The 12,173-nt window shown below is 41.6% G+C and carries 15 protein-coding genes; 4 read left to right on the top strand and 11 right to left on the bottom strand.

Annotated features, from left to right (window positions below):
* Positions 1–416 precede the first annotated feature (416 nt).
* The 3 genes from BMZ58_RS16830 to BMZ58_RS16820 form a co-directional block, all read right to left on the bottom strand.
* A complete protein-coding gene (locus BMZ58_RS16830) occupies positions 417–860 on the bottom strand; it encodes an SgcJ/EcaC family oxidoreductase (protein ID WP_075037727.1) in 444 nt (147 codons plus the stop codon).
* A 101-nt stretch (positions 861–961) separates the two neighbouring features.
* Positions 962–1,312, bottom strand: a complete 351-nt coding sequence (locus BMZ58_RS16825; RefSeq protein ID WP_075037726.1) for a DUF2200 domain-containing protein — start codon at positions 1,310–1,312, stop codon at positions 962–964.
* Between the two features lie 109 nt (positions 1,313–1,421).
* A complete protein-coding gene (locus BMZ58_RS16820; RefSeq protein WP_244151628.1) occupies positions 1,422–2,174 on the bottom strand; it encodes a hypothetical protein in 753 nt (250 codons plus the stop codon).
* Between the two features lie 126 nt (positions 2,175–2,300).
* Between BMZ58_RS16820 and BMZ58_RS16815 the strand changes: the two genes are divergently transcribed.
* The gene (locus BMZ58_RS16815) at positions 2,301–2,693 is read left to right on the top strand and encodes a DUF1259 domain-containing protein (protein WP_075037724.1); all 393 of its coding nucleotides are present in this window, start codon (positions 2,301–2,303) and stop codon (positions 2,691–2,693) included.
* A gap of 114 nt (positions 2,694–2,807) precedes the next feature.
* Positions 2,808–3,095: a KGG domain-containing protein gene (locus tag BMZ58_RS16810; RefSeq protein ID WP_279626142.1), complete on the top strand. Its 288-nt coding sequence runs from the start codon at positions 2,808–2,810 to the stop codon at positions 3,093–3,095.
* Between the two features lie 616 nt (positions 3,096–3,711).
* On the opposite strand, the gene BMZ58_RS16805 is transcribed toward BMZ58_RS16810, so the two are convergent.
* From BMZ58_RS16805 to BMZ58_RS21225, 8 genes are all read right to left on the bottom strand, one after another.
* A complete protein-coding gene (locus BMZ58_RS16805; RefSeq protein ID WP_075037723.1) occupies positions 3,712–4,227 on the bottom strand; it encodes a pyridoxamine 5'-phosphate oxidase family protein in 516 nt (171 codons plus the stop codon).
* Between the two features lie 223 nt (positions 4,228–4,450).
* Positions 4,451–4,909, bottom strand: coding sequence for a DinB family protein (locus BMZ58_RS16800; RefSeq protein ID WP_075037722.1), 459 nt, complete (start codon positions 4,907–4,909; stop codon positions 4,451–4,453).
* A 206-nt stretch (positions 4,910–5,115) separates the two neighbouring features.
* Positions 5,116–6,177: an NAD(P)H-dependent flavin oxidoreductase gene (locus BMZ58_RS16795; RefSeq protein ID WP_075037721.1), complete on the bottom strand. Its 1,062-nt coding sequence runs from the start codon at positions 6,175–6,177 to the stop codon at positions 5,116–5,118.
* Between the two features lie 24 nt (positions 6,178–6,201).
* A complete protein-coding gene (locus tag BMZ58_RS16790; RefSeq protein WP_075037720.1) occupies positions 6,202–6,579 on the bottom strand; it encodes a hotdog family protein in 378 nt (125 codons plus the stop codon).
* 187 nt (positions 6,580–6,766) lie between these two features.
* Positions 6,767–7,144 carry a DUF4440 domain-containing protein gene (locus BMZ58_RS16785; RefSeq protein WP_075037719.1) on the bottom strand — a complete coding sequence of 126 codons (378 nt, stop codon included), beginning with the start codon at positions 7,142–7,144 and terminating at the stop codon, positions 6,767–6,769.
* 199 nt (positions 7,145–7,343) lie between these two features.
* Positions 7,344–7,775 carry an SRPBCC domain-containing protein gene (locus BMZ58_RS16780; RefSeq protein WP_075037718.1) on the bottom strand — a complete coding sequence of 144 codons (432 nt, stop codon included), beginning with the start codon at positions 7,773–7,775 and terminating at the stop codon, positions 7,344–7,346.
* Positions 7,776–7,865: 90 nt separating this feature from the next.
* Positions 7,866–9,800, bottom strand: a complete 1,935-nt coding sequence (gene fbp / locus BMZ58_RS16775; RefSeq protein ID WP_075037717.1) for a fructose-1,6-bisphosphatase — start codon at positions 9,798–9,800, stop codon at positions 7,866–7,868.
* Between the two features lie 216 nt (positions 9,801–10,016).
* The gene (locus tag BMZ58_RS21225) at positions 10,017–10,163 is read right to left on the bottom strand and encodes a hypothetical protein (protein WP_167360104.1); all 147 of its coding nucleotides are present in this window, start codon (positions 10,161–10,163) and stop codon (positions 10,017–10,019) included.
* 165 nt (positions 10,164–10,328) lie between these two features.
* Between BMZ58_RS21225 and BMZ58_RS16770 the strand changes: the two genes are divergently transcribed.
* A complete protein-coding gene (locus BMZ58_RS16770; protein ID WP_075037716.1) occupies positions 10,329–10,508 on the top strand; it encodes a hypothetical protein in 180 nt (59 codons plus the stop codon).
* 267 nt (positions 10,509–10,775) lie between these two features.
* Entirely contained in the window at positions 10,776–12,158 is a 1,383-nt protein-coding gene (gene brnQ, locus BMZ58_RS16765) for a branched-chain amino acid transport system II carrier protein (RefSeq protein ID WP_075037715.1), read from the top strand.
* Positions 12,159–12,173 lie beyond the last annotated feature (15 nt).

Genomic DNA, 12,173 nt, shown 5'->3' with positions numbered 1-12,173 from the left:
TGCTGTTCGTGCATTCAAAAGACACGTTACATACTATACATCATTCCTGAGAGTAAAGATACCATGTTTAATCCTTCCTGTTGATTTACGATTCTTATAAATATTCATGTAAATATAATCAAAACCCTCATGCCTGCATACCATTGCTGTAATACTTTAGCATGGCGTCCGACACTTTTCATTTTCCATACCTGATTTATATATCCATCCAATCTAATGAAACCTTTCTTCGGGCCGAACGTACGTTAAGTATAGCTATCTTATTTCAAAGGAGGGGAAAAGATGTTTTTCCGTATCTTCCACAAAGCCAACCGTCCTGTTCGAATTGCTCTGCTATCTGGATCTGTCCTTTTGTTGCTTGCTGGTCTTTTTAAACTCATTTACTGATTAGCTCAATGGCTCTTGTCCTTCTTCAGTCAGCTCAATAGTTGCCTCAATTCGTTTGTCATTTCTTCTACTAATTCCGGCCTCCCATGAAATTGTGCAGGTGTATTTTGAAATAATTCTATCCCCCATCCACTTCCTTCATTCTCCAAAACCAAGGTATGATGGGTGTTTACATCGGCTTTGATATCTGATTCACCAGGCGGGATCATACCAGCAATCGCTCTAACAATGGCTGTTTGACCTCCAAGGAATTTCACTTCCTTCACTTTAGTTACAAAAGGAGCCGTAGGATGGTCTTTAAAGATAGGATGCAAGTGAGAAAAAATCTCTTTCCGACCTTTTGAAAGGCTCCCATCAAACCCAATGCTCTCGCCACTTTCCGTAAATAGACTTGCCATTTTTTCCGCATCACGATCGTTCCATGCTTTTATTAATTGTTCATACGTTTTCTTTACAGCCATTTCCTGATCCATGAAAAAACTCCTTTGATCATTAGTAAAACTGGTTATTATAAACCCCAAATAAAACACCGTTTCCTTAATATTTTAGTGGGGCAGTTTTTCTTCGCTTTTCATTATTTCCGGAGGATCTTCTCCATCGCTTTTCCCTTCGCTAACTCATCGATCAGCTTATCCAAATAGCGGATTTCCTGCATGATCGGTTCTTCGATGTCCTCTACTCTTACACCACAGATGACACCTTTGATCAAACTCCGTGAAGGATTCAGTCGGGGAGCTTCCGCAAAAAAAGTCTCAAAGTCTTTTTGTTCCTCCAGTTGTGCTTCCAACCCTTCCTGGCTATACCCTGTCAACCAACGGATGATTTCATCGACTTCTGCTTTCGTGCGTCCTTTCTTCTCCGCTTTCGTCACATAATGGGGGTAGACTTTTGCGACACTCATTGTATAGATCTTATGTTCAGCCATCCTGCATTCTCCCTTTCCTGTCATTTATTATCCAATTATACCATCTAAAAGTTATCTTTCATTTTCTTGGTCGGATAGTTTCCAATATCTCACCAACCATAAAAGTCACTTAAATAAACAACAGGAGTATCGTATAAATCCCACCGCCTAAGGAGAATGCCAGGAAGCTGCTTTGTCTCTCTTCCGGCAGTTCTTCTTTCATTACATTCAGCAACACACTACCGGCAAGAAAAGAGAACAACAATGCGATAGCCAACTCATTAATATCCACAAACTCACCGATCAGACCCCCGATAAGTATTCCACCAGCCAACACCCACCTGCCGTAATGATCATAAATATTTTTATGGTTCTCCCGCAATGCATGGTCGTTGGTAATAAAGTGGACAGCCATTGCGACAAAGAACAGGAATATCTGAACGAGGTCTTTTCCCTCTCCTCTGATCAATAAATAAGCAATCAGAGAGTTATATAGGAAAAAGGAAAGCATATGGATCCAGAATGCTCGCACTCCTGCCTCATCCTTGCCTGATACTTCTGCCAACTTCACCATTCGTTCAAGGCCATAAAATACTGCCAGACCAACCAGTGCCATGACGTAAACATGATATCCGGATAAAATCGTCTCCTCATGTGACATAGCGAAATGTTGCTGGTGATGGTTCAACTCCGGAAGAATATGAACAAAAACATAGGCGACGGAAATTCCTCCTGCCGCTGATAACAGTTTACTTCTAGGGACAAAGTTAAAAAACGTCATATATTTAGAGGAAAGATGAATGGCTATAAAGCCGGCAAGGCAGATAATTGTCCATAAATAATACATCTTCTCATCCCCCTTCTCTAATTCTACAAACCCCATTCCCAAATCTAAGGGGGATTATGTTTTTTTCTGCCTCTTATAAGAAGAAACTCCTCCTCTAGAAGATGTTTACCACTAACACTTGAAGAGGAAAGGATTAATGAGTCTTAAAAAGGAGCTGATAAAATGGCTGATCTAGAAAGTATTGCGCAAAGATTCGGAGAAATCCTTGATGCAGAAGTTTCCACCGAGGACGGTATGGGAGCTGTAGAGAAGGAAAGAGATTTGGATGTAACGGTTCAAGGTCGTCCGTTCAAAAGTGAATTAAGCATGGAAATCCATTTTGAAGCCCTGGAAGAAGATGGGACCGCACTCAACCATGCGGAAATCGTCCTGTTGCCAGAAGAGGTTCCTGATTTCACAAGAGCACTTGGAAAAAATGATCTAACCATAACGGCCTTGCATAATCATTGGTTGTTTGCCGAGCCGAATATCAAATACCTGCACGTTCAATCCGTAGAAAAACCGGAAGGGTTCGCCCAAAAACTAGCGGATTCCATCAAAGTCCTGGAAGTTTAGAAAAGTAAGAGGGGGATCCCTCGACCAAACAACTTTTATCAAAAATTATTTTGTATGTTTAATGATAAAAGCATGTGGTAATTAATTTATATAACTTTAAAGGAGGTTTTTGAATTGGCTAACAATAGTAAAAATAACAATAATAACCGTAAAATGACCGTAGAGGAAGCAGGCAAAAAAGGCGGAGAGAAAGTTAGCGAAAAGTACAGTCAAGAACACTTTGAAGAGATCGGAAAAAAAGGCGGAGAAACAACAAGCCAGGAACATGACAAAGAGTTCTATCAGGAAATCGGTCAAAAAGGTGGAGAAACGACCAGCCAGAACCATGGAGAAGAATTTTATGAGGAGATTGGCGAAAAGGGCGGAAAAGAAAGAGCTCGCCAAAACAACTCCAACCGTTAATTCAACCTGCATGATGGATTATCTTCACTTTTTAAGGCAAGGGGCTCAGTAGAAGCCGCCTTGCCTTTTTACAGGGATTCTGATCCTGCATCCTTTCCTTCACCGATCTTTAACTGGTCCCCGTTCCTTCGTACATTAAAGCATGCTCTATTTTCCAATCAGATTAAAAAGCGCTATTTAGGAAGACTTACATGCAAAGTAACCTTAACGGGTAATCCAACTACCCTACACTTTAATTGTTTAAAGCTTGTTTACATTAAAGAAGTATTGTATTACAATTTGTATTGTCTTAAGTCCTCACATTTTCAACCAATTTTGTGAGCACAGGTAGAAAATGACCATCCTTTGGTTATAGCCTCCCCTCCTATAGGGGAGGCATTATTATTTTTTATGGATCAGTTAACCCTTTCATGTCGATATTACTTGAAAAATAGGACTTACAATTTTCCAAGTAAATAAACAGCTTGTCGGCGACAAGCTGTTTATTTATCTTAGTTATCCAAATTTTTTCTACATACCGCTGAACCCTAATAACCATGAAATCCCGTTCAAGAAAGGCTTTCCTGTAGAACCTGCTCTTTATCCAGGGCGGGTGCAGAACATACCCAGCAATTAGTCATCTCGTGTTTTCATTGAATTTAACTGTATCTTTTAAATCATTGCCTTCCTCTAAGGAATTACTGCTGGTCATCTTTTTCACAAATTCCTTGACGGTCTTGACGCTCAAGCCGGACTCCCAGAATTCGGCAACTTCTGGTGTTACTTTGACCAATACGACATTGGGGTCATCGGCAGAAGCGTTCAGGACTTTTTCGATAATCTTATTCCAGTAGCGTTCCTTCTTTTTTTCATCCTGGACAAATTCCGCAGTGCCGCTTATCGATACATAGGAGTTGCCTGCATAGGCCAGGTTTACGGCAGGATTACGGTTGATATCCCTATATTTCTCTGTATCTTTTTCTGTAATGAACCATATCTCTTCCTTATCCATCTCTACTTCCTGCGTATGCATCGGCCGGGACATCAGTTTTCCTTCCGGGGATACCGTGGTAAGCATCGCAACCTTCTCATCTTTAATCAAGTCTTTAATTTTCTTGACCGTTTCTTCGTTTTCTGAGTTTTGGTTAACCATTTATGTTCCCCTCCTTCTTGATTCTCCAATTTCTTCTCACATTTTTTCTCAAGGAGTAAATCGTTTCTTATTCTTCCTTTTCCCGGATAGACACAAAATTACACCTTTCACATATATCAAGCGGTGTCGGCATCTCACTTCGCTCTACTAAAAAGCGAGGTAGCTGTTTCTTTATTCAGGCATCAAAAAAAGCCGACTGACACGTGTAGTCGGCTTTTCCGTTTTACTCTGCTGTATTTGCTTTCAATGCTTTAATCATCCCCGTATGTACCCCTTCATGGTACAACGTGAAAGTAAGAATCTCTCCTACTGTCGGCAACGATAAGAAGGCTTCGGCTGCTTCATCATCCAGCTGGCCGGAGAGCGCTTCTTTCAATCTGAGTGGTTGTTCCTCAAGCTCCTTCTTCAACTCGGAAAGGGATGGGACGTCTCCCTGCCAATCAGCCGGTTTTGTTCCTGGTGCGAACAATTCGAGGTAACGGGACGGCGTTTCGACTGGTTTACCGCCGAACTTTGCAATCAATGAATTTTGTACCACGTAAATATGGCCGAGGTTCCACCTGATGGTGTTTTTAAAACCGTCCGGCTGTTTATCCGCCTGTCCTTCTGTAAGATTATCCATTTGTTTCAAGGTCGCTTTTCGTACCAGGTTGATCTGTTGAAAAATCTGTTCTTCGTTCATGTAATCGTCTCCCTTCTTAACTATTATTCTAGCTTTCCACCTTATCGTGCTCAACCATTCCGCTCGAACCTCTTTCCTATCAGTCTGAAAATAGTAATGAAGTATCAAACGCTAGAGTGACAATAATCATAAGACAAACCTTCTGGATTTGTTTCCGTTGAAGTATTTTATTAAGTATGCCCTCTCCTTACGTTGATCACCTTATCTTAGCTATTGATTCTCTCGGCCTGTGAAACGATGGATTGGAAAATTTCGGTGGCGGATCCAGTTCGACTTAACCGCGGGCTCTGTCCAGACCAGAGGGACATAAATTCAGGTCGGTCTTGGATTGCCGCTTCCTTTCGAATCCCCTTAGTCAGAGAGTTTTGCAAGGGATAGTCTAATAGTTCGCTCTCATGGCCTTCCATTTTTTCCATGAAGGTGTTACGAATCCCTCTGGCTGGTTTACCGCTGAAGGAAGGAGTCAGCACCGTTTCTGTCTCTTTCGTATGTAAAATGGCTGCTTTATGTTGAGGTTTGGCTCCACTTTCTTCACAAGTAACAAACGCTGTACCCAGCTGTGCCCCTTCTGCACCAAGCACCATGGAAGCCCGTACCCCTCTCCCGTCCATAATTCCACCCGCAGCGATCACTGGAATATTTACTTGATCTGTGACTTGGGGGATAAGTGACATAGTACCGATCGTAGATTCACTGTATGGGTTTAAAAATGTCCCGCGATGGCCTCCAGCTTCGCTTCCCTGTGCGACAACGGCATCCATTCCATATTGTTCATTGAGAATTGCTTCCTCCACTGTTGTAGCGGTTCCAATTAGAACGATTCCTTCCTTTTTAAGGTCTTGGACGACATCTTTGTCCGGAATGCCGAAAGTGAAACTGCATACAGGAACTTGTTGTTCTTTAATCACCATAATCTGCTTTTCGAAAAGTGATTCGTCTATCTGCGGTTTCGTTACATCCTTTATTCCGAGTTCATTTCGAAAAGGTTGCAGTAATTGGTTCACCCTGCTTATTTCTTCTTCGGTCGCGTTAGGAAATTCAGGGATGAATACATTCACACCAAAAGGCTTTCGGGTCGAGTTCTTGATTTCTTGAAGGTTCTCTCTTATCACCTCAGGTTCCATATATCCAGCCCCTAAAGTACCAAGTCCTCCTGCATTAGAAACAGCAGCAACGAGTGCTGGAGTGGTAACCCCACCAGCCATTCCAGCTTGTATGATAGGATGACTGATATTCAGCAGCTCTAGTAATCGGCTATGATTCCACATGTGTCCTGCTCCTTTCGTAATAGACTATACTATGACCCCTGCAAAACTGCCTCTCAACACTTCTTTTTCCCTTTGATTCGTGCATAGGAATGTGGCCATAATGGATGTTCGCTGATTTTCCTGCTGATCCAGCTTTTCAATTGTAACTTCACATTTTATTGTATCTTCCGTGAAAACGGGTCTTAAAAATTCAAAGTCCATGGTTCTAGCAAGCACGTTATTTTCTCCGCCAATTTTGGTAGGGAGCGTAGCCGTCAGCAGCCCCTGGATGACAAGTCTTCCTTCTTCATCCGGTATCATATGATGTTCTCCCTCATCCCAGGAAACCTCTGTAAATATTTCCACATCCTTTTTAGTGAATGTTCGTTCAAAAATAATCACATCTCCAACGTTTATTCCCAATGATAACTCCTCCTATGGTGGGAAGATCGCCAGGATCATAGCTAACTGTGAACCTCCAAAGAAACATTGTTTCCGGAATTTGAACGGCCTTCATTTTTGGAATTGGAAAAGCGGAAGAAATATGAATCCAAGCTTCCTATCGTTCAGCAGCCAGACACTTCCTGATTCAGCGTCTAGCATGTTGAACTTACTTTTCTAATTCTATGTACTCTTTCAACAGTTTCCACCCATCTCCTTCATATCTCCAAACAAACATACACTGGGCGGTGAATGGCTTTCCATTAATGTGATTTGTCTCTTTTCCTAAGACTAAAAATTCTTCGCCTTCTTTTCTCGGGTTGATAGAAACCGCTTCGAACGATTTTTCTGCATGGTCCATTTGCTTCAATACAGCTTCAAGGTCATAATCATAATAATAAGGATCTGGTTCAACGATGCCTGAATGGGACCAATACCCAACAAACTCCCGGGACATAAAACTTCGGATTCCATCTGCACTTTTGGTAGTGAACCCTTGATTCCATTTATCAAAATACTCATCTAATACTTCTTCGATCTTTTGCATCTTCCTACCTCCCGTTCCTTTGAATAAACACAGGAAAAATAATCCTGCCATTCTATCACTCTGATTATCTCGAAATTTTCAGTCTTCTACAACTACGTCCAATTGGGCCCAATATTTAACCCCCACTTTCCTTTATTAAAGGAAAGATGGGGGTAGAGATGTAGAGATAGCTATTACAGTGGAAACGGAGTAATCAAACTTATTCTGTTGTTTTCTCTCGTAATACATTCAATTGACTTTCCCAGCCCTCTGCATTTCCTTGCCGGTATTTCCTTTGCTTTTCGCCCGAGACGGGGAGGCTTGCAAATCCACTTTCGATGACACGCACCCAGGTGCCCCCGTCCACTTCCTCCAGGTTAAATTCTACCAGGGTAGAATTCCCTTTTTCAGGTTCTTCCCCTGGAAAAGAACTTGACCACCGGCATACAAGATAGTTTGGCGGTTCTTCTCGTTCGATGAGGACAGGAAACTTTCCGTACTTCGTATCTGCCACGATACGGGATCCGGTAACCTCTACGTTGTCGGGGCCAGGCGCATCTCCGACCCACCAGGCTGGTCGGCTGATTGCTTCCCATACATTTTTTATAGACGAATGGATAAAAATCTCGCGGCGAATAACATCATTATTCATAACTGTTCCTCCCGGGTTTTGGTTTTATAATCCCCAATAATCAGTCGGGTTCAGGGCCGTAAAAGTATGCGTGGGGGTATAGAGCACAAGTCAATTCATATAACGATATTCCATCAAACTGTTCAATATATAAATCTCCTGTAAGAGCTCTTCCCCAACATTCGTTTCCAAAACCTTTTTGCGCTCAAGCTCTTTATCCACCAACCTTTTGACTGATAAAACGTCGGTTCCATCCCTTAGCACTTCTTCTTTGGAGTTGAAGTGTTTATGAGCGACAAGCTGCATGCCGTAGGAGTTGTATAATAACGTGTAACCTGCGATTCCTGTTGTCCTTTGATACGCTTTAGAAAAACCTCCATCAATGACGACCATCTTCCCATTTGCCTTGATCGGGTTTTCCCCTTCAATTTCTTTGACCGGAGTATGACCATTGATGATGTGACCCTGGTCAGGATTCATATCGAATTCCTCAAGGATTTTACGGCATATATCCTCCTTTTCACGCAGGTAAAAATAAGGATTCTTTCGCTCTTTGTGTGTTGCTTTATCTTTGATGAAATATCTTTCAAAAGTGGTCATTTCTCTTTTTCCGAAAAGAGAGGAATATTCTCCTGTCCATAAATACCAAACCATATCTGTCGCAAGATCATCGGTTTCCTCTGGATGTGCGAACGAATGACGTAAATAATGTTCAAAGATGTCCAGTAACTCACGGCCAGCATACTCTTTATTTTCAATCGTCATTGTTTCCATGTTTCCTTCTTCATCGATAGGAATACATCCATGGATCAATAGGTTGCCATTATATTTTAAGTAAAGACTGCCTTTTTTCATAAGGAATTTCATGTGTCTAGCCAGTTTTTCTGAATGCTGGATAGAAAATAACAGTTTGTCGATCACTTGCTCTTCTTCCTCCAGGAGCTGATTCGGGTGCTCCTTGTCCACCGTTCGAAAACACGTGTTTTCCAGAGGATACGTTTTTCCATGAATCGTCAGTTCCTCGTTCTCCATGTCCATCTTTTCAAGTAAAAGCCGATCTGTCATGTTAAAGTACGGACGTCTCTTAATAATCGAGCTCTCCAGCTTGAACTGAATCATGGCGATCGCTTGATGCATTTTTGTGATTTGTTCCAGTTCTTCCGGGTTCGATGGATTTTCATCGGCCTGTATTTTCGGTCGGAATGCTGGATTGTCTTCATAGTATTTCTCAGCGAGGTTGAGTAGTGGTCGCAGATTAATTCCATACACGTCTTCAATAATCTCTAAATTATTGTACCTGGCACAGATACGCAGAATATTCGCAAGACATACCTTCGACCCGGCAAACGCCCCTATCCACAGAACATCATGATTCCCCCACTGAATATCGACAGATGGATAATGGATGAGTGTTTCCATGATTTTATCAGGCTCAGGGCCCCGATCATAAATATCTCCGACCACATGGAGGTGGTCCACCACTAATTTTTGCGTAGCGTACGCCAGGCCAATAATGAGCTTATCTGCTTGTCCAAGGGAAATGATCTGCTGGACAATTTTCTTATAATAGGATTCTTTATTTGTAATATCTTCGGTTTTGTAAAGCAGTTCTTCGGTAATGTAAACGAACTGGGCAGGCAATGCTTTGCGTAACTTGGAACGCGTATACTTGGATGAGGCATAGGATACGAGCTTGATCATCCGGTCGATCGTCAAGGTGTACCATTCGTTCAATTCTTCTTTATTATCAAAACGGTTTTTGATTAACTTTATTTTTTCTTCCGGATAATAAACCAGTGTCGCAAATTCATTCAATTCTTCCTCTGGCAGCACACCTTCGAATAGATCCCTGATTTTCTCTTTCACTCTTCCAGATCCGTTTCTCAATACATGTTGAAAAGCTTGATATTCTCCGTGCAAATCACTGACAAAATGCTCTGTCCCTTTCGGAAGATTGAGGATTGCTTTAAGATTAATAATTTCGGTGACCACTTTTTCTTCACTATCATACTTTTGCGCTAATAAATCTAAGTATTTTGTGTTCAATTATGTATCCCCTTTCAACATTAACCACAGTGTTCGAGCAAATGGCATTCCCTTCAAAGTGTTATTACCATTATTATAAAGGATAAAACCAGCGGCATCTTCCCATTTTTTCAATTTTTTCAAAGTATTCGGCCTGGATCACCAGCCGATGAGGAATCCTTCTCCAAGAACTCCTGCACCGTCTGTCAGGTAAATAAAATAAGCCCTTGTATCGATTCATCGGGTATTGTTAGATTTAATAAGTATTTTCAAAAGAGACTTGATCTCCTCCTGGTCTGCTTGTTGTTTTTTAAGCACTCTGTCTATATTAATTACTTTATAAATAAGATAAAGAAACACAGCAATTGAAACGATGTAGTACAACTTCTTTCCCCCTCACTTTCCTATGGTTCCCCCCTTCTATTCTATAAGTTATAGCGGAAATGAAAAGAGAACAGTTAAATCTTTGACTCTGCTAGAAAGAAAAGTTATACTGAAAAACTATTGAGATCCGTTACTCATTTGAAAAAAGCAATCAGGGGTGAGATGATGCAAAAATATGAAGTAGGTCAGACGATTAAAGAAAGATGCACTAGCTGCCTCCATAACAACCTCAAAGTGATCAAAGTCGTTCCTAAAGAGTTTGAAGACAAAGTGGCTTATGTCGTCTGGACCCAATGTCCGGAATGCGGAAACAATGATCATATACTAACACCACAAGATCTATAAAACGACACGGGATGAACGATCCGCATGCCAAAGTAATGCAAACAGTATCGTCTCGTCTCTTCAAGGACTTCCTGAAAAAGGAAGTCCTTTTTCATTGGCTCTGAACGGAATCCCCCCCATTATAAGGAAATGTAATCGTTCTCAATCGTCAATAATCAAACATTTTCGACTAATTTCATAAAGTCTATTGTTCCTCTCCGAGATTCTTGTTAGGATTATCTTTATTCCTTTAAGGAACACCTAATACAATGAGAAAGGACCACATCTATGAAACAGAAAACATCATTCTCTATCTATGCAGGAATCGGGACAATGCTTTTCGGATTATTTTTCGGCGCCGGAAATTTAATCTTTCCGATTCAACTGGGACAGCTTGCCGGGACTTCCTTTTGGCCAGCATTAATTGGCTTTTTAGTGACCGCGATCGGGCTGCCATTGTTGGGGATCTTGGCCATTGGTCTGTCTGGCAGTCAAGGGTTACAGGATTTAGCTAGCCGGGTTCACCCTTTATTCGGAATATTATTCGCTCTCATTCTTTATTTAACGATCGGACCATTCTTCGCGATTCCAAGAACAGCTACCGTACCTTTTGTCGTTGGATTTGAACCATTTATCCCATCAGATCAAAGCAGTTTGTGGCTGGCACTATTCACTTTCTTATTTTTTGCCCTTGTTTATTATTTTTCACTGAACTCGGCTAAAGTGATGGATATCGTCGGAAAATACTTAACCCCTGCTTTTTTACTATTCTTATCGATTTTAATCATCACGGCCATCGTTAAACCAATGGGCGGCTTCGGAGCACCAACAGGTGATTATAGCACCATGCCGTTTATGACCGGTTTTAAAGAAGGATATAACACGATGGATGCGCTCGGTGCGCTCGCTTTCGGGATTGTCGTCATCCATGCCATCAAGAACTTGGGGATTACCGATAAAAAGGCGATCGCCAGTACGACATGGAAATCAGGGTTATTTGCGATGGGTCTGATGATGCTTATTTACGGTTTAATCACGTATATGGGTGCATCAAGCGTTTCAACCATCGGAACACTTGAAAATGGCGGACTGACCTTTGCTGCTGTTTCGCAGCATTATTTCGGTTCATTCGGTTCGATTTTATTGGCGTTGATTATCGTCCTCGCTTGTTTAAAAACGAGTATTGGACTGATTGTCGCCTGCAGCGAATTTTTCCATTCTATTTATCCTAAAATCAGCTACAAATCATTCGTATTGATTCTATCTTTAATGTCATTAATGGTGGCGAACTTTGGGCTTACGAACATTATTCAATATGCGGTTCCTGTATTGATGTTCCTGTACCCACTAGCTATTGTCCTGATCTTATTAGGCCTTAGCTCGAGTCTCTTCAACCATAAACGCAGTGTTTATGCCGGCGCTATGATCTTGACGTTTTTCGTAAGTACCATTGATGGCTACAATGCGTTAGTAGGAACGATCCCAACTGCTCTTCTTCCGTGGCTGGAGGACATCAGCCAATTTTATTATTCCTATTTGCCACTGTACGATATCGGGCTTGGCTGGATTCTTCCGGCTCTACTGGGTGCCGTCATCGGTTACTTATGGAGGATCGGAAATCAAACAGAAGCTCCGTATTTACAAAGGAATGCCGAACACCTATCTTCTTAATGAATACAGAAAAAA

The sequence above is a fragment of the Halobacillus dabanensis genome, assembly GCF_900114165.1.
Classification (GTDB): domain Bacteria; phylum Bacillota; class Bacilli; order Bacillales; family Halobacillaceae; genus Halobacillus; species Halobacillus dabanensis.
The sequence above is the reverse complement of the archived record's forward strand: the minus strand, read 5'-3'. Positions and strand labels throughout refer to the sequence as shown.